General features: G+C 46.6%; 21 protein-coding genes and 1 other annotated feature. Of the genes, 5 read left to right on the forward strand and 16 right to left on the reverse strand.

Going from position 1 to position 26,866, the window contains the following annotated elements; all coding sequences use genetic code 11:
• Nucleotides 1–35 precede the first annotated feature (35 nt).
• The 4 genes from ytfJ to sppA all read right to left on the reverse strand — a co-directional run bounded on the left by ytfJ (nucleotide 36) and on the right by sppA (nucleotide 2,726).
• Entirely contained in the window at nucleotides 36–494 is a 459-nt protein-coding gene (ytfJ, locus tag A4U59_RS08605; protein ID WP_066172927.1) for a GerW family sporulation protein, read from the reverse strand.
• Nucleotides 467–1,138, reverse strand: a complete 672-nt coding sequence (locus tag A4U59_RS08610; protein ID WP_157888156.1) for a DUF2953 domain-containing protein — start codon at nucleotides 1,136–1,138, stop codon at nucleotides 467–469. Before A4U59_RS08610 ends, ytfJ begins: the two co-directional genes overlap by 28 nt.
• 82 nt (nucleotides 1,139–1,220) lie before the next feature.
• Complete coding sequence (locus A4U59_RS08615) at nucleotides 1,221–1,679, reverse strand: RDD family protein (protein ID WP_066172993.1); 459 nt, start codon at nucleotides 1,677–1,679, stop codon at nucleotides 1,221–1,223.
• A 36-nt stretch (nucleotides 1,680–1,715) separates the two neighbouring features.
• A complete protein-coding gene (gene sppA, locus A4U59_RS08620; protein WP_066172932.1) occupies nucleotides 1,716–2,726 on the reverse strand; it encodes a signal peptide peptidase SppA in 1,011 nt (336 codons plus the stop codon).
• A 264-nt stretch (nucleotides 2,727–2,990) separates the two neighbouring features.
• Here sppA and A4U59_RS08625 point away from each other — a divergent pair, with 264 nt between their 5' ends.
• Nucleotides 2,991–3,797, forward strand: coding sequence for an NAD kinase (locus A4U59_RS08625; RefSeq protein ID WP_066172934.1), 807 nt, complete (start codon nucleotides 2,991–2,993; stop codon nucleotides 3,795–3,797).
• A gap of 56 nt (nucleotides 3,798–3,853) precedes the next feature.
• Here A4U59_RS08625 and A4U59_RS08630 read toward each other — a convergent pair whose 3' ends face one another.
• The 6 genes from A4U59_RS08630 to ezrA all read right to left on the reverse strand — a co-directional run bounded on the left by A4U59_RS08630 (nucleotide 3,854) and on the right by ezrA (nucleotide 12,172).
• Complete coding sequence (locus A4U59_RS08630) at nucleotides 3,854–5,407, reverse strand: amidohydrolase (protein ID WP_342670193.1); 1,554 nt, start codon at nucleotides 5,405–5,407, stop codon at nucleotides 3,854–3,856.
• An 89-nt stretch (nucleotides 5,408–5,496) separates the two neighbouring features.
• A complete protein-coding gene (mbcS, locus tag A4U59_RS08635; RefSeq protein ID WP_066172938.1) occupies nucleotides 5,497–7,071 on the reverse strand; it encodes an acyl-CoA synthetase MbcS in 1,575 nt (524 codons plus the stop codon).
• Nucleotides 7,072–7,235: 164 nt separating this feature from the next.
• The gene (locus A4U59_RS08640; RefSeq protein WP_066172940.1) at nucleotides 7,236–7,445 is read right to left on the reverse strand and encodes an alpha/beta-type small acid-soluble spore protein; all 210 of its coding nucleotides are present in this window, start codon (nucleotides 7,443–7,445) and stop codon (nucleotides 7,236–7,238) included.
• 457 nt (nucleotides 7,446–7,902) lie between these two features.
• Complete coding sequence (gene thiI / locus A4U59_RS08645) at nucleotides 7,903–9,117, reverse strand: tRNA uracil 4-sulfurtransferase ThiI (RefSeq protein ID WP_066172942.1); 1,215 nt, start codon at nucleotides 9,115–9,117, stop codon at nucleotides 7,903–7,905.
• A 4-nt stretch (nucleotides 9,118–9,121) separates the two neighbouring features.
• The gene (locus tag A4U59_RS08650) at nucleotides 9,122–10,267 is read right to left on the reverse strand and encodes a cysteine desulfurase family protein (RefSeq protein ID WP_066172944.1); all 1,146 of its coding nucleotides are present in this window, start codon (nucleotides 10,265–10,267) and stop codon (nucleotides 9,122–9,124) included.
• 210 nt (nucleotides 10,268–10,477) lie between these two features.
• A complete protein-coding gene (gene ezrA / locus A4U59_RS08655) occupies nucleotides 10,478–12,172 on the reverse strand; it encodes a septation ring formation regulator EzrA (RefSeq protein ID WP_083270760.1) in 1,695 nt (564 codons plus the stop codon).
• A 218-nt stretch (nucleotides 12,173–12,390) separates the two neighbouring features.
• Between ezrA and hisJ the strand changes: the two genes are divergently transcribed.
• Complete coding sequence (gene hisJ, locus A4U59_RS08660) at nucleotides 12,391–13,230, forward strand: histidinol-phosphatase HisJ (RefSeq protein WP_066172995.1); 840 nt, start codon at nucleotides 12,391–12,393, stop codon at nucleotides 13,228–13,230.
• Here the strand turns inward: hisJ and refZ are convergent.
• A complete protein-coding gene (refZ, locus tag A4U59_RS08665) occupies nucleotides 13,165–13,848 on the reverse strand; it encodes a forespore capture DNA-binding protein RefZ (RefSeq protein ID WP_066172947.1) in 684 nt (227 codons plus the stop codon). The two genes, hisJ and refZ, sit on opposite strands and share 66 nt — an antisense overlap.
• Before the next feature lie 136 nt (nucleotides 13,849–13,984).
• Between refZ and A4U59_RS08670 the strand changes: the two genes are divergently transcribed.
• Nucleotides 13,985–14,464: a GAF domain-containing protein gene (locus tag A4U59_RS08670; RefSeq protein ID WP_066172948.1), complete on the forward strand. Its 480-nt coding sequence runs from the start codon at nucleotides 13,985–13,987 to the stop codon at nucleotides 14,462–14,464.
• A gap of 245 nt (nucleotides 14,465–14,709) precedes the next feature.
• Here A4U59_RS08670 and megL read toward each other — a convergent pair whose 3' ends face one another.
• Nucleotides 14,710–15,918: a methionine gamma-lyase gene (megL, locus tag A4U59_RS08675; protein ID WP_066172950.1), complete on the reverse strand. Its 1,209-nt coding sequence runs from the start codon at nucleotides 15,916–15,918 to the stop codon at nucleotides 14,710–14,712.
• 151 nt (nucleotides 15,919–16,069) lie between these two features.
• Nucleotides 16,070–18,295, reverse strand: coding sequence for a sensor domain-containing diguanylate cyclase (locus A4U59_RS08680; protein ID WP_245680526.1), 2,226 nt, complete (start codon nucleotides 18,293–18,295; stop codon nucleotides 16,070–16,072).
• A gap of 429 nt (nucleotides 18,296–18,724) precedes the next feature.
• On the opposite strand from A4U59_RS08680, the gene rpsD reads away from it, so the two are divergent.
• A complete protein-coding gene (gene rpsD, locus A4U59_RS08685; protein WP_066172952.1) occupies nucleotides 18,725–19,327 on the forward strand; it encodes a 30S ribosomal protein S4 in 603 nt (200 codons plus the stop codon).
• 142 nt (nucleotides 19,328–19,469) lie between these two features.
• On the opposite strand, the gene A4U59_RS08690 is transcribed toward rpsD, so the two are convergent.
• Nucleotides 19,470–19,880: a hypothetical protein gene (locus A4U59_RS08690; protein WP_066172956.1), complete on the reverse strand. Its 411-nt coding sequence runs from the start codon at nucleotides 19,878–19,880 to the stop codon at nucleotides 19,470–19,472.
• 372 nt (nucleotides 19,881–20,252) lie between these two features.
• Nucleotides 20,253–21,512, reverse strand: a complete 1,260-nt coding sequence (gene tyrS / locus A4U59_RS08695) for a tyrosine--tRNA ligase (RefSeq protein ID WP_066172959.1) — start codon at nucleotides 21,510–21,512, stop codon at nucleotides 20,253–20,255.
• A 74-nt stretch (nucleotides 21,513–21,586) separates the two neighbouring features.
• Nucleotides 21,587–21,849 (reverse strand) — a binding site (T-box leader).
• A 177-nt stretch (nucleotides 21,850–22,026) separates the two neighbouring features.
• On the opposite strand from tyrS, the gene A4U59_RS08700 reads away from it, so the two are divergent.
• The gene (locus A4U59_RS08700; RefSeq protein ID WP_066172961.1) at nucleotides 22,027–24,969 is read left to right on the forward strand and encodes a transglycosylase domain-containing protein; all 2,943 of its coding nucleotides are present in this window, start codon (nucleotides 22,027–22,029) and stop codon (nucleotides 24,967–24,969) included.
• 143 nt (nucleotides 24,970–25,112) lie between these two features.
• Here the strand turns inward: A4U59_RS08700 and acsA are convergent, their stop codons facing one another.
• Entirely contained in the window at nucleotides 25,113–26,834 is a 1,722-nt protein-coding gene (acsA, locus tag A4U59_RS08705; RefSeq protein ID WP_066172963.1) for an acetate--CoA ligase, read from the reverse strand.
• Nucleotides 26,835–26,866: the final 32 nt, after the last annotated feature.

Raw genomic sequence — 26,866 nt, forward strand, 5'->3', positions numbered from 1 at the left:
AAGCCGGCTGCTCAAAGCAGCCGGCTGAACCGTCCTTATATCCCGGGATCTTGCATTTTTCCTTCGCGTGGTTCCATGTCTGAATGCCGGCCAGCTGAATTTTTGCTTCCGCCCATCATTTGCTGCAGCTTTTCTGCAGCCTGTGGTGCGAAGTCAAGGATTTTTTCAAACAAGTGGGTGCTTTCATCAAGATGCACCATTTTCACACCGTTTGAGTTAACGATCAAAAAAGCGATCGGTGTAATGGATACACCGGCACCGCTCCCTCCGCCGAATGGATGGCCCTGCTGTTCTCCGCCTGCCGGCCGCGGATTACCATCAACCTGAAATTCACTGCCTCCGGAAGCAAATCCGAAACCGACCTTTGATACTGTCAAAATAACGCTTCCGTCCGGCGTTTCAACAGGATCTCCGATAATGGTATTGACATCAATCATTTCTTTCAAGTTTTCCATTGCCGTTGTCATCAAGCCCTGGATTGGATGTTCTGCCATGGCTGCCGCCTCCCTTTCCAATATTTTAGAACCTTTAATGCCGCGCCAATAGCATTTCCAATCCGAAAAGAAAACATACACTCAAAGCTCGTATCGAGCACGCGTTCATTGAATAGCGGGGTAACTTGCATCTGCGGTTCTGCCTTTAAGTTCATGAAGTTACTGACTAATCCGACCGTGTTGCCTTTCAAAGTCCAGGCCGCTCCGTAAAGAACAGCTGTTTGTGCTGCATCACCTGTTCCGATCCGGCTGTGCCATTCCAACCTGGTGACACTGATTTTGCTGAGAAAATGGCGTGTGATATTTTTGAAGTGTGAAACATGTTGTATGAAGTCCTGGGCTTTATCAATCTGATTTTTAATAGTCTGCCAGGAGAATTTGACTTCCTTCTCTTTTGAGGGTTTCTCGTTTTTTTTTCCGGATTTCTGCTCTTCTTTGACGACAAATGCATCCTCTTCATTATTCCAGCTCATCAGTGGAATATCGAGGGTATAGGAAATAAGCCCTTTCCAGATCAGGAAAGTGGCACTAAGGGCATCATTATTGTTGGCCCGTTTATAGTTAAGTTTGACAGTCAATTTCGTAAAAATAAGTATAAGGATAAAAACAATCAATATGCCAAGGATAATGCCGAACCATTTCATTTTTATTCCTCCCTGTTCCATTATCGGCAAAAACAGGGAATAATAAACCCGCTGCTTAGAGCAGCGGGCCTTTAAACTTTCTTTACCGTTTCGTCAGTACGACAATCGTATCGGCAAAATAATCATGAAATCCTTTTTTCTTTTTTGAAAATGCGACGGCAAGAAAACCGATGAAAAGAAGTGTTTTGGAAATGAATTTGCCGATGACTTCGCGGAACAGGACATCATTCCAGGTCAGGTCTTCATGCCTTTCTGACAACACCTTCAAGCCGAACACCATTTTCCCGAGCGTCTGGCCGAACAGCTTTGTCATGACGGTGAAGTAAGCATACATCACGATTGCTGTTGCGGCTGCAGCAGGGGCAAACATGCTTTCTTGCGTCAACGGCGCCTCAATATATCGAAGCACCGGATAAACGAGTATACGATTCAGGCTTCCGATTACAATCAGGTCGAGCAAGTAGGCCCAAAACCGCATCCAGAAACCTGCGTATTGGATCATACTTGCTGCTTCCAGCCTGCTGTCCTCTGAACCTTCCATATCATTTACCGTTGTATCCATGCCGGCACCCCTCCTCTATCTCGCATACAAATACATCATGCGCGGACTGTTGGATTCTGAAGCGAGCTTCAGCAGCAGCTGTGTTTCAGCATCTTTCGTGAAGAGCTTTCCTGCTGTCATTTCGAACATTGAACCTAAGCCTGAATTGTTTTTGTATTCAAATACAGTGGCGCCGTTCAGTTTGTGTTCTTTTTTCATTGCGGCTATTGTGTCATCAAGGTACCCGAATTCATCAATCAGGTTGATTTCTTTAGCCTGTTTGCCGTCATACACACGGCCGTCGGCAATTTCGTATACCTTTTCCCGGGGAATTTCCCTGCCTTCAGAAATGACGTCCACAAAACTTTCATAGGAATTGTTGACCATCGTTTGCAGTATTTCCCGTTCCTTTTCTGTCATATCGCGGTTTGGTGACATGATGTCCTTATGAGGTCCGCTTTTAATCGTCTCAAACTCGACACCCAGTTTCTCGGCCAGCTCGCCATAATTGACTCCCTGCATGATGACACCCAGTGAACCGGTCAGCGTTTCCGGGCTGGCAAAGATTTTATCGGCCGGCGTGGAAATATAATAACCGCCGGAAGCCGCTATGCTGCCCATCACCACGTAGATCGGTTTATCGTATTTTTCTTTTAACCCGGTGAGCCGGTCATGGATTTCTGCACTCTCGGCAACACCGCCTCCAGGCGAATTAATATGTAAAATGATCCCGCCAACCGCTCTGTCTTCAGCGGCCTGGTCAAGCTTGCGCAGAAACGAGCGATGATGATATCCGACTGATTCAAAAAACGAAGTGGCATCACCTGTATCCTGAATTGTGCCGTTCACATGCAATACGGCAATCTTTTTGTCCTGTGATCCCTGTTCAAGAATCTTTTCTTCGAAGCCTTCTTCGGCTCCGAAAAGGAAATTTTCCTGAAAACCAGATAAATTTGCGCTGGCAAGGGAAGATACAAATTGTACTCCGATGGAAAACATAAACAGTACAACTGCAATCCCAAGCGCAAGCCATCTTTTATTATCCATTTTCACCCTCCTGGCTGTCCTGAAATAGTGGGTATTGCTAAAGAGTTTCCAAAGCCGCACCACTCTACGGGATGTTGGGGAGGGTGCGGGAAAACTGAAACGGACATTTTCCAATATCCTTTTAAAAGTGTATCAGAAAATGAAATGTATTCCTATAAGAGTATTTCTGATTGAAAAAAAACAAGCCGGCAGGACTTTTCCAGAAAAAAGAGAAAGTATAATTTGGGAGGATGGCTGATTCTATACTAAAGGAGGAAACACGGGATGCCAAATCGCAGAAATGTATACTTACATTATCATCCGGATGAAGTAACGCGGGATCAAATAGACGAACTCAGCCGGATTGGGGGAAAATTTGAATTTAAAATAGTAAAAGACCACAAGGATGCCAATATCATTGTAAGCATCGGCGGAGACGGAGCCTTTTTGCAAGCCGTCCGTAAAACTGGGTTTCGTGATGATGTGTTATATGCTGGTATAACCACACCAGGAGAACACCGCCTGTATTCAGATTTCAGTCTTCAGGGAGTGGAACAGTCTCTCGATACGATCCTTGAGTCAGAAATAGAGGTCAGGCGTTATCCTTTGATAGATGTCATGATCGACGGCCATACCTCATTCAAATGCTTGAATGAACTGAGTATCAGATCGAGCAATATCAAGACGTTTGTTATCGATGTTTTTATTGATAACCTCCATTTCGAAACATTCAGGGGAGATGGGATGATTATTGCCACGCCTACAGGAAGCACCGCCTACAATAAATCGATAAACGGCGCGGTAGTCGATCCGCTTCTTCCCTGCATGCAGGTAAGCGAACTCGCTTCCTTGAATAACAACCGATACCGGACACTCGGCTCATCCTTTATTTTAAGCGGCCGGAGAGCTCTTACTTTAAAGCTGACCGACAACAACGGGGGCAATGATTTTCCGATTATCGGGATGGATAATGAAGCACTCGGGATCCAGCATATAGATGAAATCAAAGTGGAATTGAGTGATCGTATCATCAAGACTGTCAAACTGAAAAACAACTCCTTCTGGGAGAAAGTCAAACGCACCTTTCTTTAATCCGTTTCCCGGAATCCAGTCCATCACAAAACCCCCGGCCCGTGCCGGGGGTTTCATTAATTTTCATATTGGACAGTGTCATCGACAATTGTCATTCTCACCTGCGCTTCGAGGATTTCGTCAGCCGGGATTTTAAAAAGATCGCGGTCAAGAACTGTAAAATCCGCACGATAACCGGCTTTGATTAAGCCCCGTTCGTGTTCCTCACACACTGCCTGTGCACTTCCGACAGTATACAGACGGACTGCCTCATAAGGGGATAGCCTTTCATCCGGAAGATACGTTTCGGTTTCTTCCGGCTTGCGGCGGGTAACAGCTGCATAGATTCCTTGCAGCGGATCGGCCTCCTCGATCGGCGCGTCCGATCCTCCAGCACAAAGCACACCATAATCCAGCATCGTCTTCCAGGCATAAGAAAGACGGATACGTTCCTCCCCAAGCCGTTCAATCACCCACGGAAAATCAGAAAGAACAAACTGAGGCTGAATATCGATGATGCAAGGCGTGTTCTTGATTCTTTCAAGCAATTCCCCTGTAAGAATCTGTCCGTGTACAAAACGGTCTCTCTGTCCAGGCGCAGGAGGGTTGGCTTCCACTGCATCGAGCGTCATCCTTAGAGCTTCATCCCCGATTGTATGGACAGCAACCGGCATGTTATAAGACCGGGCTTCCGCCACGATGGATTTGAGTTGTTCCTGCGAATGAACCGGGACACCGGACGTTTCTGGTGCATCTGTATAGGGGCTGCTCAATAAAGCGGTGCGTCCTCCGAGTGCGCCATCGGCGAAAATTTTCACCGATGTAAATCGGACAAATGAAGTTCCCTCCATATAGCCATATCCCTGATGAGCCATGTCACCCGCTACACCGTGGTGCACAAGCAAGTCTGCCCGGAATTTGATTTCTTTTCCGTCTATTATGTTTGTAAAGGCTCTATATGTCCTGTCAAAGCCGCCATAATAGTTCAAATCTTCACTGTGCCCGCCGGTAAGCCCCATTTTGAGAAGGTCGCTGATTGAAACGTGCAGCGCTTTTTGAATATAGGCTTCCGAAACCTGCGGTACAACAGCTTTCACAAGTTCCTGGGCGGTATCAAGCAAAAAGCCGGTAGGTTCGCCCTCATGGTCTTTTACGATGATACCGCCGGGAGGATTAGGTGTTTCGGCTGTAATATTTGCAAGCCGCAGAGCTTCAGAGTTAACAAGGACAGCATGCCGGCAAACCCTGGTCAATAGCATAGGGGCATGGGGAGATATCTCATCAAGTTCTTCCCTGTGAAAAATTTTCCGGTCCACGAACCGGTTTTCATTCCACCCCTCACCGAGAATCCATTCCCCAGGCTCTGTCTCTTTGGCCTTCCGGCGCAGTTCCGAAGCCATTTCTCCTGATGATGTGCACCTCGATAGGTCAAGCCTCAGCAATTTTTCGCCATGTCCGATTATGTGAAGGTGGCTGTCTGTAAAGCCGGGATACATGACACCCCCATCAAGGTTGATTTCATCCTCAATCAGGTCATGATACCGTTCCTTCAAATCGGGGAGCGGCCCGCCTGCCAAAATTTTGCCATTATCCGTTACTAGGGCTTCTACTGTATCCTGATCATTTTCCATTGTATAAATAGTTCCCCCAAAGTATAATGTGCCCATTTCTGACTGATCTCTCCTCATCTCATCTGTAAAGATTTTCTTATCATGATATCTTACTGAGCCTGTTTTTCCAACTCTTTTTGCCTCAATTCCACACGGCGGATTTTTCCTGATGTCGTTTTTGGCAGTTCCTTCAGGAATTCAATTTGCCGCGGATATTTATAAGGCGCTGTTAATTCCTTCACGTGATTCTGCAGGTCTTCTATCAGGCCAGGCTGCTCTGGATCGGCAGTATCTTTCAGCACAATAAATGCTTTGACAACATGGCCTCTGATTTCATCCGGGCTTGCGACTACCGCACACTCACTGACAAGCGGATGCTTCACAAGTGCATCTTCCACTTCAAAAGGCCCGATGGTGTATCCGGAACTGATGATGATATCATCTCCGCGCCCTTCAAACCAGAAATAGCCGTCATCATCCTTTTTCGCTTTGTCGCCTGTCAAATACCAGTCACCCCTGAACTGCATCGCTGTTCTTTCCGGATCTTTATAATACTGTTTGAACAATGCCGGTGTGTCACGGTGGACGGCAATGTCCCCCACTTCACCGGTTTTGGCGGGCTCTCCATATTCATTGATGACTTCGACGGCATTGCCCGGAGTCGGTTTTCCCATTGAACCAGGTTTGATCTCCATTCCATTCATGACTCCGACAAGCAGCGTATTTTCGGTTTGTCCGTATCCATCGCGGACATCTATATTAAAGTGCTTCTTGAATGTGTCGATGACTTCCCTGTTCAGCGGCTCTCCGGCGGAGACTGCACTCTTTAATGCCGGCAGGGAATAGTCGCCGATATTTTCCACTTTTGCCATCAGACGGTATTCAGTCGGTGTGCAGCATAATACATTGATTTCGTGATCTTGAAGAAGCGACAAATATTTTTGCGGTTCAAAGCGCCCATGGTAAACAAATCCGGTGGCACCGCTCCCGAGAACGGATAAAAACGGGCTCCAGATCCACTTTTGCCACCCTGGGCCAGCTGTTGCCCAAACTTTGTCATTTTCGTCAATGTCAAGCCACCCTTTTGCAGCTGTCCGCAGGTGGGCGTATGCCCAACCGTGTGTATGGACGACCCCTTTCGGCTGTCCGGTCGTGCCGGAAGTATAGGATAGAAACGCCATGTCGTCACGTTTGGTATCCGCTTCCCGGAGTTCCGCCGATGAAGATTCAATCCTGTCATCAAGGCTTATCCATCCGTCCTTCGCTTCACCTGCCGCCAGTTTGACGAAATCACCTTCTAGTCCTTCAAGCTGATCGGTGAATTGGTGATAGACGATAACGCCTTTGACTTCACCGTGTGAAATTCGGTATTGCAGGTCCTTCTGCCGCAGCATTTCCGAACTCGGGATGACGACAAGCCCTGCTTTCAAAGCACCCAGATAGACTGCATAAGCGTCAATCAGGCGGGGAATCATGACAAGGACTTTGTCTCCTTTTTGCAGGCCTTCTCCAAGCAGCGCATTTCCCACTTTGTTTACTCGTTCCATCAGGGAGTTATATGTAATATCATGTGACTGTCCCTTTTCATTCTCCCAGATAATGGCCGTTCTTTCTCCACCCGCAAACTTTTCCACTTCACTTGCTAAGTTGTACTCCTCCGGTGCGACCAACTCTTCCCTTTTCATTTTCATCCCTCCATGTAAGCATTTACATAATCTATTGTATCAAATATCTAAAAATTTTAAATATTAAAACATAATGTTATTTTAATATAATTATCAACATTAAAAGAGGAATGAGGTTTCCCTCATTCCTCTGCAGCCATTTTATTTATTTGTGGTGATGCTGATTAAAATTGTTGTCCCTGTCCGTTCATTTGAGATTGTGCCATAGATACGAGGCGCTTAGTGATTTCACCGCCTACAGAACCGTTAGCACGAGAAGTTGTTTCACCGCCAAGGTTTACACCAAACTCGTTAGCGATTTCATACTTCATCTGGTCGATAGCTTGCTGAACGCCAGGTACAAGAAGTTCATTTGAGCTGTTGTTTCTTGCCATGTCTTTCACCTCCTTGTATGCATAGAATGTGCCGGAACAGCAATTATCATTCACCTTTCTAATGGTAATTGTTTCTAACACCAGCATAGTAATAAAACTTTCAGTAAATAAGAAAAAGCTGGTTTGATGCGCATCTTTTCGAATCAATGCTTCTCTTCAGGAATGGTTATTGTGATTGTCAGGAGCATCATCCGTTGACAGTGAATTCAACTCCCTCTCTGCACATATAAAGGACGTGGCAGTTCTAAACAGCACATTTCTTATTCCACCGGCCTTCTCACTCATACTTCGCTGCATGGTTTGTCCCGTGAATCTTCATCTTACAAAATGCCGCACAAAGAAACTGCGATTGTATATTCAAGGAATGGTACTTCCTTTGGCTGCTTTATTACTCAACCAACAATCTGAACGAATGGAACCTTAGAAAAAAATTCCGGGCAATTTCTGCCCGGAATTTTTAAAAGAGGTCTTCTTCGAATTCTGTCGTATTTTCATTATGCGCCTCACTGTACCAGAGCGTCTCAGTACCTTCTACCGCTTCCTTCACAAGCCTGTCGACTTCAAGGTTCCCCTCATATTTCTCAGCAAACTCCTTTTTCGGCCTCGTTGCAGGTGAAGAAGGGAGGAAAACAGTGCAGCAGTCTTCATACGGCCTGATCGAAATGTCATATGTTTCAATGGCCCTGGAAATATCCATGATTTCAACTTTGTCCATTCCGATTAGAGGACGCAGAATCGGGTAGCTGGTTACAGAGTTGATTGTGTTCATACTTTCAAGTGTCTGACTTGCAACCTGCCCGAGGCTTTCACCTGTCGCAAGGGCCAGTGCATTTGTATTTCCGGCAACCCCTTCAGCAATGCGAAGCATCATTCTGCGCATGATGGTCATCGAATAATTTGGCGGAATGTGCTTATTGATTTCCTTCTGCACTTCCGTAAAAGGCACGACATGCAGCTTGATGCTGCCGCCATACGGAGTCAGTGCTTTTGCGAGGTCGATGACTTTCTGTTTTGCACGTTCACTCGTGTAAGGCGGACTTTCAAAATGAATAGCTTCCAGTTTGACGCCGCGTTTCATCGTCAGATATCCGGCAACAGGACTGTCAATACCACCGGAAAGCAGCAAAAGAACTTTGCCGCTCGAACCTACCGGCAGGCCGCCTGGCCCTTTAAAATCAAAACAGGTAATATATGTTTCCTGCTCACGGACTTCCACCCTAACATTGACATCAGGATTGTGGACATCCACTTTTAATGACTCACCGCTGTTTTTCAAAATGTAGCCGCCAATTTCCCTGTTTAATTCCTGGGAATTCACCGGGAATATCTTATGCGCCCGGCGGGAACTCACTTTGAACGTCTTCGCCTCGGGCTTGGCTTCCCTTAATGCGGACAGGGCGCCTTCTTTCATGGAATCGAGGTCATTATTGACCTTTACCGCAAGGCTGAAAGAATGGATTCCGAAAACCTGCTGGAGCCGCGCAGCAACTTCCTCGTGGCTCTCGCCGTGCAGTTCGATGAAAAGCCTGTCCCGTGATTTATTAAATTTAAGGTTTTTAAAAGGCTTTAACTTCCGCTTAATGTTTTGCCTGAGCTGATTGACAAATTGATGGCGGTTCCTTCCTTTTAATGAAAGTTCTCCAAACCTGATTAAAATATGATCATATTGCATAGTATTACCCCATTACTTTTTTTAGTTTCGGTACCACCTGAGAGAGTTCATTCAGGAAAATACGCACTTCTTCCTCTGTATTGCCAAAACCGGTACTCACCCTCACACCGCTTATTGCCCGCTCTTCGCCATAGCCGCAGGCCTCAAGGATGCGGCTTGCACTGGCAAGCTTTGAGGAACAGGCCGATTTTGTGGATACGTATATATCCTTTTCTCCCAGGGAATGAATCAAAACTTCGGGCTTGACGCCGGGAACGGAAAAATTGATAATGTGCGGCGCACTGTCAGCCGCCGGCGTGTTCACTTCTATCCCCTCGATTGCCGCCAATCCGTCCATCATTAACCTCTTTAAGTTCTGAAGATGTTTCAATCCCCCGTTCTCAGCACGTTCCATCGTCATGCGCAAAGCTTTTGCGGCCGCAACAATTCCGGGTACATTTTCAGTGCCAGCCCTGCTCCCGTCTTCCTGTTTCCCGCCGGAGAACATCGGAAAAAGCGAAACACCCTGACGGATATACATAAAGCCTGTGCCTTTCAGCCCGTTGAATTTATGGGAAGAAAAGGTGGCAAGGTCAACCCCGGCCTTTTTCAAAGGAAGCGGAACTTTCCCTGCAGCCTGAATCGCATCGATATGAAAAAGCGCCTTCGGGAAGGATTTTAAAACAGCGCCGATTTCTTCAATTGGCTGTATGCTGCCGATTTCATTATTGACATAAATGATGGAAACAAGAATCGTATCGTCCCGCATCGCTTTTTTTAAAGTACTTGCAGAAACTTTACCGTATTCATCAACAGGCAAATACGTGACTTCAAACCCAAATTCTTCAAGCTGCTTGAAGGCTTCATGGCTTGAGGCATGTTCAACTCCGGTCGTGATGATGTGTTTCCCTCTAGTCCTGTATTGAAGGGCGGCGCCTTTTATTGAGGTATTATTGCCTTCTGTTCCACCCGATGTGAAAACAATCTCTCCAGGCTGCAATCCGAGCAGTTTGGAAATATTCGTGCGGGCTTGTTCGACCAATTTTTCCGCTTGAATTCCCATTTGATGGAGTGAGGATGGATTTCCGAAATACTTCTGAGCCACGGTGGCGAATGCCTCGACAGCTTCTGGATATGGTTTTGTTGTTGCACTGTTGTCCAGGTAAATCATGACTATTTTTCCCTTCTATCCGTTTTAGCATTATTTAATCTTACCATAAAACACGCCCGTAAAAAAATTTTCGGCGAGCTCACTGAGTTAACAACAGGCCAACTTCTTCCTTTATTGTTCAAAACCATATCCACATCATATCAAGGTAAAGCCGCAGACAATTTTCAAGGCGGCCTGCCCAAAAGAAAAATGCAGCATGCAGCTGCATTTTTATACTTCCTGATATTCGCCGATCCACTGCTCCATTCTTTTCAAAGCGCCGGGTTCCACTTCCTCCACGGTTGAAGCGGCTTTCTCCAGAGCCGTTTCATATTCAAAATCCCGAAACGCCCGCTCCGCATAATCGAGCTGCTGGGCAACATGAGGATACCTGCTTCGGTACCGGTTTCCGTATTGAATGACCCTTTCAGCGAGATCAGCCTGTTCAAGCAGGTGCAATGTTTTGTCATGCACCTTTTCGACGTCCTTTTCGGCAATCTCGAGCAGCTGGTTAACGCCCGGCATATTCAGCGGCTTTTCATCCAGCTTTTCGTTTACATCAGCAATGCTGCTGTCTGCAAACTCGACTTCTTTGATGTAATGCTCGGGCATACCCGGAATCGTCGATTTCTGAATAATTCTAGTGGTATCAAACAGCTTTCTTCTAAGGCTTTGGATTGTTTCCTGCGCTCTCCGCTCATCTTTTCTCAGGGCATCGAGCATCTCCTCATATTGAAGATGGGCTGTCTTGATTTCCTCAAGCGCCTTTTCCAGTTCTTTCAGTTCCCTCCGCGCCCGGAAATAGGACACCTTCTTCCCTTTTACCATTTCAACCGCTTTTTCATATGATTTGAGCAATTTCGCAAGTTTGCGCTCAATTTCCTTCTGTGTATCAAGCTCTTCGTAAAGCCTGTAGTTCTGCTGGACGATCACCGTTTCATCCTTCGTATGGCTGATAGCTTGATTCATTTCCTCAAGCTTCGGGCCAATTGCCGGAAGACCGGTTTCCACTTCCTGTTTTGCATTCACTTCAGCTTCCAGCTGATCGTAGATTTCTTCGACTTTTTTCATGATTTCTGCTACGCCCTGTTCCGCCTCAGAAATCTCGCCGTTATCAAGCCGGCTGCGGAATTCGATGACTTGGTTGGCCATTTCATTAATCTGCTTTTCAAAATTGAATTCATCAATCGGGTAGCCTTTTTCTTTCATTTCCATGCAGCCGCTATGCAGCTCTTTTAGTTCGTCTGGCAAAGTGGTAGTGCAAGCCAGGATCAAATCCGGCAATGTATCCATTTTTTCGGTCAGCTCGCCTAACAGGTCTTTTGTTTTTGCGACGATGCTTGCTGCCTCTATATAATTCCCCTGTTCCGTTTTTTTGTCGTACAGGGCAAACTGTTCAGCGGTCTCATCCAGCACTTCCTCAATATGCTTTTCGGCTTTACCATAGGAATGGCGGCGGGCCAGCAGCGTCTGTTTGCAATCCCTGTACGTTGACCGCAGTTCTTCCATATCCGATTCATTTCTTTCTTCACTGCTGATCAGCTCTTCCACTTCAGCTCGTATGATATCAATTTCATTATTCGCTTCTTCCAGCAGCCTGCGCGTTTCCAGGTTTACCTGTTTCGCCCTGCCGAAACGATAGCGGTCCGCAGCCTCCTCTGCTTCATAAAGCATTTCCTCCACATCAGGAAGTTTGCCGGTAATGAGTTCATCCCATTTAGCACGCCAGCGCTCGAACCGTTCTTCTGTTTCACCGGACATGTTCAATTTTTTGACCCTTGCGAGCTCATCATTGATGGGGCGATTCATGATATCAATTTTTTTCGCTTCCAGACGATCGACTTCATCGTATACTTTTTTCCGTGAATAAATTCCGTAGCCGACAAATGCTACGACAACCGTAAAAATAGCAGCAATTATGTACATGATGCACCCCTCCCCTCTTCTCTTTGTATATATCCAAACTCACGCTTGATGCTATTTTCCATATGTATAAAACCACCTTAGAAATTCTTTCTCATTCTGAACGATATAATTGTTTTTATGATACCATGTAATCAACAAATTTTGACCTCATTTTTTAAAAAATGAGCAAAAAAAGGAAAATTGCCATTTTGGCACAAAAGGGAGTGAAACCGGTGAAAATAAAAGCCGATGGCCATATCCATACCCCATTTTGCCCCCATGGGTCATCCGATTCGCTGGAATTATATGTCGAACGTGCGGCAGCGCTCGGATTTCAGGAAATGACATTTACCGAGCATGCACCGCTGCCCGAATCTTTTTTGGATCCTGCCCCAACGCGTGACAGCAGCATGAGCAGGGCTGATCTGGACCGTTATTTCACTGGTATCAGGAAAGTGAAAGATAAATACCGTAAAGATATCCGGGTGAACGCCGGACTAGAAGTGGATTTTATCAGAGGATATGAAAAGGAAACCGCTGATTTCTTGAATGATATCGGCCATGAGCTTGATGACAGCATCCTGTCGGTTCACTTCATATACGCAGGGGGCGAATGGGTGTGCATGGATTACAGTGCGAATGAGTTCAATCGGCTTACGGATAAAGCAGGATCTGTTGAAAATGTGTACCGGCTTTATTATGAAACGGTCCATGCTTCTGTCCTGTCAGATCTCGGTCCATATAAACCCAAGCGGATCGGCCATATGACGCTGGCCCGTAAATTCCAAAAAAAATTTCCGGTTCATCAAGATTTCAAACCGGAAATCCTCTCTATATTAAATGATATAAAGCGCCTTGGGCTTGAATTGGACTATAATGGCGCCGGCACAGTTAAGCCCGGCTGTCTCGAGCCGTATCCACCAGGTTGGGCTGCAGCGGAAGCTGACAGGCTCGGCATCCCCCTAATTTACGGTTCAGATGCCCATGCCGCAGATGGGCTCGGGCAGGGAATATCAGCCCTGGAGCCTGATGTTCGCTTCAGTCTGCCATCCGGGAGCAGGCGCAGGTATCACCTTTAACTGAGACTGGTGATGGCAAAGCGATTGCTCGATCCATCTCCTGATTTCACCGGTATATATTTTATAAAAATATTGTTCATTTGGATAAACATGGAGGACCTCAGCAAGATATTGGGGGTGCAGGTAAGGCATCGCAAACATCCCTTTCAGCTGCATGATCGTATAAGGAACAGGGACTTTGCGGAATTCCTTGCGTGAAATGCCTTCTGTCAGGACTGACTGCAGAAGGTATTTTTCTTTTGAAAGGTACGTTGTCATCAATTCACGGTTGAGCATCGTATCGAGCGTAATTTCCCTCTGTACAAAACGGGCCAGGTTAGCATTTTTCTGCTGAAAAGAGATGACCGCATCAGCCATGTTCAACAGGCATTCGCGGCGGCTTTTGCCCGTATGATCGTCATATATTCCTTCAAGAGCTGATATATATCCTTCCAGGAAACCCGTGAGCAGCTGTTCCATCAACCCTTTCTTTCCGCCGAAGTAATATGAAATCAACGCGACATTCACATTAGCCCTCGCTGCTATTTCCCTGACAGAAGTACCGTCGAACCCTTTTCTATTGAATAACAGGGCTGCAGCTTCCATCACCCTGTCTTTCGTAGCGTGCGTTACCTTCATCTGTTCCCCTCCTCTTTTCCCTAATTTCGGGGCCAGCCTTTTATTGTCCTTTTATTTTCTTTCGTAAAATTCGTGTATATTTCGCTAATTTTTGATATGATTGAGCTAATTTATTTGTTTCCGGGAGGGAAGAAACATGTTTAACGTCGAATCATACGAGGGAACAAAAGCGGAGAAATACGAACTTCTCCTGAAGCAGCTAAGAGCGCTGATTGAAGGTGAATCAAATCAGATTGCGAATCTGGCGAACGCTTCTGCACTTTTAAATCAATTTCTTGATGATATAAATTGGGTCGGTTTTTATTTGAGGGAAGACGGTGAGCTTGTACTGGGGCCTTTTAACGGGCTGCCTGCCTGTGTGCGGATCACTGTCGGCAAAGGAGTTTGCGGCACAGCCGTATCGGAAAGGAAAACGATGCGCATCGCAGATGTCCATGCATTCCCCGGCCATATTGCCTGTGATGCCGCTTCCCGTTCTGAGATCGTGGTGCCTCTTTTTAAAGAGGATGAAGTGATCGGGGTATTGGATATTGACAGTCCGGTTGAAAACCGTTTTGATGAAACGGACCAGCACTGGCTAGAACAATTTGCTGCTGTTTTGCAGGAAACATTTTAAGATCGAGCTGCCTTAAATAAATGTTCCAGCTATAACGTTATTGTTTGAATATCTGTATTCAGTCTCACTTTGGTTACTGCCCGTTTTTTACAATAGTTGATAAGCGAATCATCTCCCTTTCCACAGCTTCCTGATAAGCCTCCTCGCTGGGGGCGTCTCGTCTGTTTTCGCAGAGGGGTAAAAATAAAAAAAGGTTCGGTCCTTAGGATAAGGCCGAACCTTTTGTTATGTGAGCGGCGCCGCTCTTATGGATGCACTTGCTCAGGTGCAAGGACATTCAGGGCTTGATTGAGATCCGACCATATGTCTTCCCAGTGCTCCAGGCCGACAGAAAGTCGGAGCAGGTTATCTTTTATTCCCATATGAAGGCGTGCTTCTTCCGGTATGACAGCATGAGTCATTGTTGCCGGATGCTGGATCAAGGATTCGGCGTCACCGAGACTGACCGCGATCTTGATCATATTGACGCTGTTCATTACTTTCTGGGCCTCGGTCTTCCCGCCTTTGATTTCAAAGGAAATCATACCGCCCCCCAGTTCCATCTGTTTTTTTGCGATCGGATATTGCGGGTTTTCCATATCGAATGGATAAAAAATATTCTCGACTACCGGATGTTTCTTCAGCAGATCAAATATTTTGGCGGCATTTTCGCAATGGCGGTCCATTCTCAGCGGCAGGGTCTTCAAGCCCCTCAGCAAAAGCCATGCATCAAACGGCCCGATTACGCCGCCGATATCTTTGCGGGTCGTCATGCCGATTTCATCCATCAGCTCTTTTTTGCCCGCTACAAGTCCGGCGATCACGTCCCCGTGTCCGCCGATATATTTGGTTGCACTGTGGATGACAACATCGCAGCCCAGGTCCAGCGGACGCTGCAGATACGGTGAGCTGAATGTATTGTCTACCACAACCGGTATTCCATACTCTTTGGCAATACGCGCGACCATTTCCAAATCGATCAATTTCATTGTCGGATTGATCGGGGTTTCCAGATAAATGAGTGAGGTGTTTGTTTTGATTTGCCGCCTTATTTCTTCTTCCGTTTCAAGGTAACTGAAATCATGGGAGATGCCGTGTTTCTCTTCCATCAGTTCGAGGAGGCCGAATGTGCACCCGTATATTCCCCGTGACACAAGGATGTGGTCACCGCTCTTTGTGAGAGCGAACAGTACCGCAGAGACCGCTGCCATCCCTGAAGCGAAAGCAAGACCTGCTTCTCCGCCTTCGAGTGCCGCTATTCTTTCTTCGAGCGCCGTCACGGTCGGATTGCCGAGCCTTGAATAGATATATCCTTCACTCTCACCCGCGAATCGGGCCTCTCCCTGTTCTGCAGTTGAGAACGTGAATGTGGATGTCTGATAAATCGGAGGAGCCAGACTGTCATGATGGTGATTGGAATCGTAACCACCATGAATGGCTTCAGTCGCAAAGTTTTTCCGTTGTTCTTTTTTCATGCTATTCCCCCACTTTCTGCAAATTGTAAGCTGCCGCTTTCTGTGCCGGCATATTCCTCCCTCTTTAAGAATATGACAACAAACTCGTTTTTGAAAGCGTTTTCTTTCAGAAAAATAAAAAGAAGGGACCGGCAAAAGAGATATCCGGCCCCTATTCATTGTACACTACCTGATTCTTTCCCATGGCTTTTGCTTCATACAGCGCTTCGTCCGCACGGTTAAACAGCCGCTTAACCGAATCATCCGTCTCATTTTTCCAAACGGAAGCGCCGCACGATATTGTGACACAAGGGGCTGTTTCCTGTTCCACCTTTTCCGTAAGGCGCTTAGCGATCTTGACACCAGTCTCTGAATCCATGTTCGGCAGGTAAACCGCCAATTCTTCACCGCCCCAGCGTGCTCCTGCATCGCCTTTACGAATGTTCTTTTTGATGATTTCAGCTACCTGGATGATGACATCATCACCTTTTTGGTGTCCATATGTGTCGTTGATGACTTTGAAGTTATCTATATCAATCAACAGGAAAATACCCTTTTGATCCGTATCCATGGACTTCTGGATATATTCGTCGAGATAACTGCGCGAGTAAAGCCCGGTAAGATAGTCGGTGATGACCATATGTTCAAGTTCTTCCCTTAGTATAGCGTTTGAGAAGGCAAGAGTGGAATGATGGACAAGGGACTGAAGCAGCTTGAACTCGTTGAATGAAAACGCGTATGGTTTCCGGTGCATCGCTACGACTGCGCCTTTTAGAGTTTGCTGGTACACCATTGGCACAGCCATCAGTGATCCATACTGTGTCTCAAAAGGCCACTGACCAGAAAGGTTACCGAAGAACAGCGAATCTTTTTCCTTCCTTATTTTGTTTTCGAGATATCCAGCGATGGAACCAGCTTCCTCCGTAGAAAAATAACGGGTGCTTCCGGACAGGAACTTGGTGCTGTGACCCTGATCAAACATCATGAATCCTGCTTCATCGGCCTTGAAAAAGCGGGTGATCTGCTCAGCCATAAAAGAAGTCGTATCGCTTAACCGCGTAAAGGTGTTGAGACGGTGGGACGTTTCATTAATGAGCTTCAAATCCGTGATAAGCTGCCTCGACTGCTGATAAAGCTGGGCATTCTCAAGGGCGCTTCCGGCTGTATTGGCAAGAAGCAAAATGAATTCCACTTCTTCTTTAGGGAATACCATTGAACTCGGGGCGGTTACCTTCAATACGCCATATGTTCCCTGCTTTCCTTTAAGCGGGGCATACAGCATCGAACGCTGATCTTTCAGTGAATCTTCAAACTGGACTTCCCCGGTCAAGTAAGCCTGTGCAGCAGCCTGCTGCCATGGCTCATCTCCGAATTCAAGACCGCTTACATAATCACTTTTGAACGAATTGTTATCATGCGTAAGCAGCAGCCTGTAAGTGAAATCAGGATACATCATTTCAAGGCTGCGGACAATCTGTTCCAAAACTTCATTAAGATCTACTGAACTATGAAACTTGGCTGCCACCCGGGAAAGCTGTTCCGCCCTTTTTTGTTCATTCAGGTTCTTATAGTAGCGGTCTCCTTTTTCGAGTACATCACCGGCCATCTTCCCTGCCTGGTACAGCAGTTCAAGATGCGGCCTGCCCTCAAGCGGGAAATCCAGTTCATACATAAGGATGAACTGATCGTTATTGATTTCCTGTGATGGAACAAGGGGCAGAAACAGCCTGAGGTCTTCCATCTCCAGGAAAAATTCCGGGGAGAGTTCAAACATGTCGAAGAAAACCGGGCTGCCGGTCTGTTTTAATGACTGCCACTTTGCAAGTGAAAAAGAATGAGCGCGCGGTTTTTCCATAATCATGTGATTGGTGGAATTCTCCGGGCAATAATCGCCTGTCCATTTATTAAAGCTGTATAACGTCGTCTCCTTGACTGGGAGCAATTCCTTCATGCTTTTGACCATGGTGTCCACCATAAGGGAAAGGGATTGATTTTCGTCCGCTGTGAGCATCACGTCATAGCAAACAGCCTTCAGCTCCCTTGCCGCTTCATTCGGGGCAAGCTGCTTCTGAACTTCATTCTCGAATTGTCTTCCTATATATTGTTTCATCCTGTCTGTGCCATGCACGTAAGAGGAAACCGAAAGCCGGAACGGAGTTGTTCCGTTTGCCGTCTCGACCGTGAACGGCACCATCCACTTTTCCTTCTCCCGGTTTGGCGCTTCAACGGCGGACGGCATCTCGCCGATTTGTTTCTCAATCAGAACGTTTCCTGCGCCGTCCTCAATTGTTACCACTGCCGGAACCAGCATTCTGAGCACCGACCCGGAGTACCGGACGGCGCTGTCCAGAACCCCTTTCAGGCCAGCTGTATTAAAATCATCTACATATCCCATCATTTATCACCACATTTTCAGGCAGTCAGCGTCAGCATAACACCGGTTTCTATTCAGAAATACAGTATATATCCATTATATCCCCTATAGGACTGTTTTCCTATATATAACCTTCATGTTCATGCAAATTCCCCCCTTCACCTCAGGTGCCTTCTGTTCATAGCAAAGGTTTGATTCAAGATCTGTAATCACAAACTCAAATCTTAAAACATTCTTGACGGCGATTCTTCTAGAGGGTATAATGGCATTTGTGTGAAATAGGGCAGCCTGAATGAATGCTGTTATGGCAGTATTTTGTTCCTCACATGAGGTGTACCGCGTAACTCTTAGCTGCTGGAGCGAAGGTGCATGAAAACAAAATGCGCATAACGAGATTCATATCGGTCGTCTGTTTTTATTTTACAGATAAAAACAACGAAGGAGGAGTCACTTATGGCTCGTTATACAGGACCAACCTGGAAAATTTCCCGTCGTCTCGGAATCTCTCTGAGCGGCACTGGCAAGGAGCTTGAAAAGCGTCCTTATGCACCTGGTCAACATGGACCAAACCAGCGTAAAAAACTTTCCGAATATGGATTGCAGCTTCAAGAAAAACAGAAGCTTCGCCACATGTTCGGTTTGAATGAGCGCCAATTCCGCCGCACATTCGATCAAGCCGGCAAGATGAAGGGTATCCACGGTGAAAACTTCATGATCCTGCTTGAATCCCGTCTGGACAACCTGGTTTACCGTATGGGTCTTGCCCGTACACGCCGCCAGGCACGCCAGCTTGTAAACCACGGCCACATTACAGTGGACGGCGGCCGCGTAGACATTCCGTCTTACCGCGTACAACCTGGACAAACAATCGCTGTTCGCGAGAAGTCCAAAAACTTTGACATCATCAAAGAAGCTATCGAAGTTAACAATTTCATCCCTGAATATGTTTCTTTTGATGCTGAAAAATTGGAAGGTTCATACACTCGCTTCCCTGAGCGTTCTGAGCTTCCAGCCGAAATCAACGAAGCGCTTATCGTCGAATTCTATTCCCGTTAAGCCAAAAAACCGGATGGCCTTTGCCGTCCGGTTTTTTATTTAGTAAGATTATTTTAAGTAATTATCCGGTAATTCACCTGTTCCGCAGACAAACAATACCATAAAATAGCAGCAGGCTGTTCTTAAGCAGTTCGATTTATTATCATTTTTGATAAAGAGGAGTTTTATCAAAAATAACTTCCGTTTGATTATTCATCTTAAAGTAACTTCCATAGATTGATAATTCCCATTCTAAATTCTTATTCCGCCACCGAGACATAAATCCCCTCACATCGCTATTTTCATCAGGAAAACTTTGTTTATGTTCAACTTCCCAGCCATACCTTGGAAGTTCCTTTAAGTAGAAGTCATATATGTCATTCCATTTGTTTCCTTCCATCACATATTCATGCCCGGTTGGTCTTAAGCCCTCAAATAAAGGAATTTCTTTTTGTTGCTCTGGAATTACAGACATCCCCTCGTAAGTATCATCACTTACTCTTTGATATGTAAACCAACCTGCAAAAACTAAAATAGTCATAGTTCCATAAATCAGCAACTTTGTTTTATTCACCAAATCCCCCATTTCTCAACTTCGATTACATGTACAATTCAAACCCTTTGTTCCACTAACCTGCCCGTAAGTTCAAGTACATTCATTCGCAATCTCTAGATTGATTTTAACATATAATTACAAATTTTCTTTCGGTTCACCATGATCAGCCTTGCGAACAGCACCATAACTAACATTTAATTTAGAACGGTGACAACAGTTATTGTGGTGGAATTTCATATGCTCATTATGCTAAAAACCGACAATCGTTGATATAACAAAGAACAAGAACAGACCAAATCATATGCGATTTGGTCTGTTAATTAGTATGTTATTTCATTTTTCGCACTCAAAAAACGAACCCGTTAAGGCGGTTCCCCTGCTGCTTTTCCCTTACTTATAGGTGATTAAAAAGTATTTTTTCTTGCCGCGGCGGATGACGGTAAACTTGTCTTCTATGCGATCCTTTTCCCGGATCGTGTATTCGAGCGACTGCTCCCGCTCGCCATTGATGTATACTGCCCCATTCTTAATGTCTTCACGGGCCTGGCGCTTTGATGGGGATATTTTCGCCTGGACAAGCAGATCGATGAGACCGGCTTCCTTCTCTTCTGTTTCATATGAAGGAACATCCTTAAATCCCTGTTCGATATCCTTTGCACTCAAATCTGAGATATTGCCGCTGAACAGCGCCTCGGAAATGCGGTTTGCCTGCTGGAGTGCTTCTTCTCCATGGACGAGCTTTGTCACTTCCTCTGCAAGACGCCTATGGGCAACCCGTTTTTCCGGTGCTTCCTGCAGCTCTTTCTCAAGCTCCACGATTTCGTCTTTGGATAGGAACGTGAAATATTTCAGAAACTTCACGACATCACGGTCGTCCGTGTTGAGTAAAAACTGATAAAGCTCGTACGGTGTCGTTTTCTCGGCATCCAGCCATACTGCTCCGCCTTCCGTTTTTCCAAACTTGGTGCCATCGGCTTTTGTGACAAGCGGAATGGTGAATCCGTAAGCCTTCGCTTCTTCACCTTCCGACCTCCGGATCAGCTCCAACCCGGCTGTAATGTTGCCCCACTGATCACTGCCTCCGATTTGAAGCCGGCAGTTTTCCTGCTGGTACAGTTTTAAAAAGTCGTATGACTGAAGAATCATGTAACTGAATTCAGTAAAGGAAATGCCCGTTTTAATCCTTGATTCCACCGATTCTTTGGCAAGCATGTAATTGATGCTGAAATTTTTGCCTACATCACGCAGGAAACTGACCACATCCAGCTTGCCGATCCAATCATAGTTATTGGCGACAGCCGCCCTGTTTTTCCCTTCAAAGTCAAGAAATTGTGAAAGCTGCCCTTTGATCCGGTCACTCCACTCTTCAACAATTTCCTGCTGGTTCAGCGTCCTTTCAGCCTTCTTGCCGCTCGGGTCGCCGATTAATCCTGTCGCTCCCCCGACAAGGGCAATCGGATTATGGCCGGCGTTCTGAAATCGTCTTAATGTCAGGACTGTCAGTAAATGGCCGATATGAAGACTGTCTGCCGTCGGGTCGAATCCGCAATACAGGGTGACCGACCCTTTTTCCAGTTCCTTTTCCAGGCCTTCCTGATCAGTCACTTGATTGACCAGTCCGCGGAATTGTAAATCCTCCAATAAATTCATCTGGCAACGCTCCTCTTCCTGTACAAATTTGAGTTGACCCCTGTTTTTTTTGCATATAAAAAAGCCCGCCCCTGAAAAGGGACGAGCTTGCTCGCGGTACCACCCTTGTTGAAGGCATATGTATATGCTGCCTTCCACTCTCCTGGATAACGGACCAGTTCCGTCTCCTGCTACTGGCAATAAAGACCGTTTCCGCAAAGTACGGGCCCGCCTTTATGGGGGTTCACAGAAGATGCTCCGGGAAGTAATTCACGCCTGCCTTTGTACTGGCTCACACCGGCCGCCAGCTCTCTTGGACAGGGAGTCAGCCGCTACTTGTTCCCTTCACAGCATTTTTTTCCAATGTATGCTATACTAGCTTAGTTGTTCGCCGGCACCAGATTTATCTGCCCCGGCAATGGATATATCTTTTTTATCATAACTGTTCACAGAAAGCAAACATAATATTCGTCAAAATATACTCAATTACGGGGGTTTGTGCTATAATAGGGCTGAAATTTTAGGGGGTTGATGTATGGCTTTCGAAAAGTTTGATGATATAAAGAAGCGCTGGTCGTCTTTTAAGGACCACCATGCCAGCAAAAAGGCGGCAAAAGGCGCTCGGATCACATCGAAGGTTTTATGGAATTTATTGATTGTTTTCTTGATTTTCGGCTTAATCGGGACCTTTTTTGCAGGCGGTGTCGGTGCGGGATATTTCGCTTCCCTCGTTAAAGATGAGAAGCCCCGCAGCTTCGCCAGCATGAAAGAAGAGGTCTATAATTACGAAGAAACGTCACAGGTTTATTTTGCCGATAACGTCCTGCTCGGCAATCTCCGTACCGACCTTCAGCGGGACGAAGTACGTTTAAATGAAGTGTCAGACCATGTCATTCAGGCTGTCATTGCAACTGAAGACGAGTATTTTTATGAGCATGAAGGCGTTGTGCCCAAAGCGATAGCCCGGGCTATATTCCAGGAGGTCACAAACTCATCCGTCCAGACGGGGGGAAGCACGTTGACCCAGCAGCTGATCAAAAACCAGCTGCTTACGCGGGAAGTTTCCTTTGAACGGAAAGCCAAGGAAATCCTCCTTGCCCTCCGGCTCGAGCATGCACTTGATAAAGATGAAATCCTGGAAGCTTATTTGAACATTGTCCCATTCGGGCGCAATGCTTCCGGACGCAATATTGCCGGTGTCCAGACAGCCGCCCAGGGAATCTTCGGTGTCGATGCCAAAGACCTTACCCTGCCGCAGGCTGCTTTCATTGCCGGTTTACCCCAAAGTCCGTATGGATACACACCTTTTAACCAATATGGAGAGTTGAAAGAAAACCTGGATCCGGGAATCTCACGGATGAAAACAGTACTGGATCGTATGCGGGGTTCCGGTTTTATTACCGAAAAAGAATTCAAGCAGGCATCTGCTTACGATATTACAAAAGACTTTGCCAAACGCAAGGACAGCCCGCTTCAAAAGTACCCGTATGTCATGCAGGAAGTTGAAAGGCGCGCCGTTGAAATTCTTGCAAAACAAATGGCAAAAGAAGACGGCGTGAAACAAGAAGATCTTTATAAAGATAACAATAAGCTGTTAAAAGAATATGAAGCCAATGCGGATTCACAGCTCAGAAAAAGCGGGTACCGCATTCACACAACAATCAATAAAGAAATCTATGATAAAATGCAGGAAATAAAAAACAACTATACACTGTATGGTTCTGAAAAAGCCGAATGGAAAGTGGACCCTAAGACCGGTGAAAAAGTCAAGGTAATGGAACCTGTCGAGACTGCCGCAATCATGATTGAAAACAAAACCGGCCGGATCATCAGCTTTGTCGGAGGACGTGACTTTGAGAGGCAGCAGCAGAATCATGCCACCCAGGCTCTCAGGCCGAACGGGTCAACGATGAAGCCGCTCCTCGTTTACGCACCGGCAATGGAATTCGGTGCTGTTCAGCCGGGATCCGTCTTGATTGATGCACCTATTACCTTTAAAACACCGACCGGCCCATATAATCCCAAAAACTACGGCGGCGGTTATAAAGGATTGACTTCAGCGAGGAATGCGCTGGCTAAGTCCTACAACGTTCCTGCTGTCGAGACGTTCAGCAAGATTGTTAACCGAGAACCGGTTCAGTTTCTGAAGAAAATGGGCTTTACATCCCTTGAGAAAGGCGATGGACAATACCTTTCCAGTGCTCTGGGGCCAGTCGAAGTAACAATAGAAGAAAATGTGAACGCATATGCGACATTCGGCAACGGCGGGAAATTCGTCGATGCCTATATGATTGAAAAGATTGAATCAAAAGACGGAGATATCATCTATCAGCATAAATCCGAACAAGTGGATGTATTCACTCCGCAGACGAACTATCTAATGCTTGATATGATGCGTGATGTGCTGAAGTCCGGAACAGCGGCGAGCACGCCAAAAAGGCTCAAGTTCTATGCCGACTGGGCCGGCAAAACAGGTACATCCCAGTCCTATAAAGATGCCTGGTTTGTAGCCACAAATCCGAATATTACTTTCGGTACATGGATGGGCTACGACACACCAAAGAGCCTGCAAAAATCTTACAAAGGCTACAGCTATTCCAATAGGAACCAGAAGCTCTGGGCCGAGCTGATGAACGCGGCCTATGATATCAAACCGGAACTTGTGAAACCGCAACAAAGTTTCAAAATGCCGGGCGGCATTGTCCGCAGATCTTACTGTGCGATGGCCGGATTGCTGCCATCCTCTGTCTGCGCAGAAATGGGTCTGATGCAGTCTGACCTGTACAACGTCAAATATCTGCCAAAAGAGAAAGACGGCTCTGCTGATTCAGTAAAGTATATTGTCAGAAACGGTACGAAATTTATCGTGCCTGACAGTGCTCCGGATGAATTTGTGGAAAAAGGCCTCATGCTTGGCGGCGATGCCGCTGAAGAGTTGAGCAAAGTGATTAAGTACCTGCCGGAAACCGGAAAATTCGGCAACTTCCTATCGCCTGACTCGCCTAAAATCAACGATAACGGCAAGGCTCCAAGCCCGATTGGCGGAGTTAAGCTGTCAGGAAAATCCCTCAGCTGGCCGCTGCCTGGCGAGAAGGATATTATCGGTTACAGGATTTATCAGGCATCGAGCAAGAACGGAAGCTTCCGCAGGGTTGCTAATGTTCCGGCAAATGTCCTTTCCTATACAGTACCGGGAACAACATCCGCTTATTATGTAACTGCTGTTGATGTCGCGGGTAAAGAGTCTGCTCCGTCAGCGATTGTAGGCGGGCCGCCGGAACCTGAGCCAGAACCGAAACCTAAGGAAGAAAAACCATCTAAGCCTAAAGAGGATGACAACACCAATGAGCCGCCGGCTGATGACGATCAGCCGGGGGAGACAGACTCAGGCACCACAAACGGCGGAACTGGTGACGGAGAAAATCCGCCGCCAGAAGACGATTCCGGCGGAAGTGGAGACACAGCCGCAAACCAATAATCATCAAGTACAGTAAAGCCCTGGAGTAATGACTCCGGGGCTTTTTTATGGGAGAATGATAATGATAAATGAACAGGTTCCTACCCATTCAGGCGCTTAAAGCAGAAAAAAGGCTCAGCACGGGGTGCTGAGCCTTATACGTATCAGTCTTCCATTGTTGACAAATCTCCTGTCGGAAGGTCAAGTTCCCATGCTTTCAGGACACGCCTCATGATCTTACCGCTTCGAGTCTTCGGAAGTTTGTCCCGGAATTCGATTTCACGCGGTGCTGCATGGGCGGCAAGCCCCTTTTTCACAAACATGCGGATTTCCTCAATCAGTTCATCGTTTGCTTCATAACCGTCCCTAAGCGCAACAAACGCTTTGATGATCTCGCCGCGGACAGGGTCTGGTTTGCCGATGACACCGGCTTCGGCAACTGCAGGGTGTTCAACAAGCTTGCTCTCGACTTCAAACGGGCCGACGCGTTCACCGGAAGTCATGATGACATCATCAATCCTGCCCTGGAACCAGAAATATCCGTCTTCATCCATATATGCCGAGTCACCGGACACATACCATCCGCCGTTCGGCATAAAGTAGGATTCATATTTTTCCTGGCGGTTCCAGATTGCCCTCATCATGGACGGCCAGCCTTTCCTGATCGCGAGGTTGCCCATCCGGTATGGCGGAACTTCATTGCCCTGGTCATCCACGATTGCTGCTTCCACGCCAGGAATCGGCTTGCCCATTGATCCAGGCTTGATTTCCATAGATGGATAGTTGCAAATAACCTGGGCGCCGGTTTCTGTCATCCACCAGGTGTCATGGATCCGTAAGTTGAATACTTTCATGCCCCAGCGGATCACCTCTGGGTTAAGCGGCTCACCTACCGACAAAATATGGCGGAGCGAAGAAAGGTCAAACTGTTTCACCACTTCATCCCCGGCTCCCATGAGCATCCTGAATGCTGTCGGGGCGCTGTACCAGACCGTGACACCGAAATCCTCGATTGCCTGATACCAATTTTCCGGCTTGAACCGGCCGCCGAGAATCAGGTTGGACGTTCCGGCCAGCCATGGGCCAAAAACACCATAGGATGTACCTGTAACCCACCCTGGATCGGCAGTACACCAGTACGTATCGCTTTCTTTGAGGTCAAGGACCCATTTAGCCGTCTGATAATGCTGAATCATGGCATTATGGACGTGGAGAACGCCTTTCGGCTTTCCTGTTGAACCTGATGTATAATGAAGAATGAGCCCATCTTCCCGGTCGACCCACTCGATATCAAGATCCTTGCTTGCTTTTTCCACACGGCTGTAATAGTCGATGTAGGCACCTTCTTCTTTTACATCTTCACCGACAAGAATGACATGCTTCAGGTTCGGAAGCTCATCAACAGGTACCCGTTCGAGCAATTCAGGCGTGGTGACAATCACCTTCGCTTCACTATCCTCCAGCCTGTCCCGCACCGCTCCTTCCATGAACGCTTCAAACAGCGGACCGACAATCGCCCCGAGTTTTACGGCGCCAAGCAAGACGAAATACAATTCAGGGGAACGAGGCATAAAAATGAAGACACGGTCCCCTTTTTCGACATCGGCAGCTGATTTGAGCACATTGGCGGCCTTGTTTGTCCAATCTTTCATTTCTTTGAATGTATATTTCTCATTCCTGCCTGCATCCTTGTAATAAAGGGCAACTTTATTTTTCCGGTCAGACTCCGCATGCCTGTCGATTGCTTCATACGCAAGATTCACCCTGCCCGTTTCATACCAGGAAAAATTCTTTTCCACCTCCGACCAATCGAAACTCTTTTTCATTTCTTCGTAATTTTCCAGGTTGTGTTCTCCATTTAGTACCGGAAGCGCTTCCACTTTCATTCCCATTCCCCCTAATTTTAGTTTCGTAATGT

Origin of the sequence: Bacillus marinisedimentorum (genome assembly GCF_001644195.2) — a bacterium.
In the GTDB taxonomy this organism is placed as follows: domain Bacteria; phylum Bacillota; class Bacilli; order Bacillales; family Bacillaceae_O; genus Bacillus_BL; species Bacillus_BL marinisedimentorum.

What these genes read in the sequence shown, in the direction of transcription:
- sppA (WP_066172932.1), bottom strand. Translation starts at nt 2,726, where the DNA reads ATGGATAATAAAAGATGGCTTGCGCTTGGGATTGCAGTTGTACTGTTT.
- A4U59_RS08650 (WP_066172944.1), bottom strand. Translation starts at nt 10,267, where the DNA reads ATGATTTACCTGGACAACAGTGCAACAACAAAACCATATCCAGAAGCT.
- A4U59_RS08680 (WP_245680526.1), bottom strand. Translation starts at nt 18,295, where the DNA reads ATGATGGGATATGTAGATGATTTTAATACAGCTGGCCTGAAAGGGGTT.
- rpsD (WP_066172952.1), top strand. Translation starts at nt 18,725, where the DNA reads ATGGCTCGTTATACAGGACCAACCTGGAAAATTTCCCGTCGTCTCGGA.
- tyrS (WP_066172959.1), bottom strand. Translation starts at nt 21,512, where the DNA reads ATGAATTTATTGGAGGATTTACAATTCCGCGGACTGGTCAATCAAGTG.
- A4U59_RS08670 (WP_066172948.1), top strand. Translation starts at nt 13,985, where the DNA reads ATGTTTAACGTCGAATCATACGAGGGAACAAAAGCGGAGAAATACGAA.
- A4U59_RS08625 (WP_066172934.1), top strand. Translation starts at nt 2,991, where the DNA reads ATGCCAAATCGCAGAAATGTATACTTACATTATCATCCGGATGAAGTA.
- A4U59_RS08615 (WP_066172993.1), bottom strand. Translation starts at nt 1,679, where the DNA reads ATGGAAGGTTCAGAGGACAGCAGGCTGGAAGCAGCAAGTATGATCCAA.
- acsA (WP_066172963.1), bottom strand. Translation starts at nt 26,834, where the DNA reads ATGAAAGTGGAAGCGCTTCCGGTACTAAATGGAGAACACAACCTGGAA.
- thiI (WP_066172942.1), bottom strand. Translation starts at nt 9,117, where the DNA reads ATGCAATATGATCATATTTTAATCAGGTTTGGAGAACTTTCATTAAAA.
- megL (WP_066172950.1), bottom strand. Translation starts at nt 15,918, where the DNA reads ATGAAAAAAGAACAACGGAAAAACTTTGCGACTGAAGCCATTCATGGT.
- ezrA (WP_083270760.1), bottom strand. Translation starts at nt 12,172, where the DNA reads ATGTACATAATTGCTGCTATTTTTACGGTTGTCGTAGCATTTGTCGGC.
- mbcS (WP_066172938.1), bottom strand. Translation starts at nt 7,071, where the DNA reads ATGAAAAGGGAAGAGTTGGTCGCACCGGAGGAGTACAACTTAGCAAGT.
- A4U59_RS08700 (WP_066172961.1), top strand. Translation starts at nt 22,027, where the DNA reads ATGGCTTTCGAAAAGTTTGATGATATAAAGAAGCGCTGGTCGTCTTTT.
- refZ (WP_066172947.1), bottom strand. Translation starts at nt 13,848, where the DNA reads ATGAAGGTAACGCACGCTACGAAAGACAGGGTGATGGAAGCTGCAGCC.
- A4U59_RS08630 (WP_342670193.1), bottom strand. Translation starts at nt 5,407, where the DNA reads ATGGAAAATGATCAGGATACAGTAGAAGCCCTAGTAACGGATAATGGC.
- A4U59_RS08640 (WP_066172940.1), bottom strand. Translation starts at nt 7,445, where the DNA reads ATGGCAAGAAACAACAGCTCAAATGAACTTCTTGTACCTGGCGTTCAG.
- A4U59_RS08610 (WP_157888156.1), bottom strand. Translation starts at nt 1,138, where the DNA reads ATGAAATGGTTCGGCATTATCCTTGGCATATTGATTGTTTTTATCCTT.
- ytfJ (WP_066172927.1), bottom strand. Translation starts at nt 494, where the DNA reads ATGGCAGAACATCCAATCCAGGGCTTGATGACAACGGCAATGGAAAAC.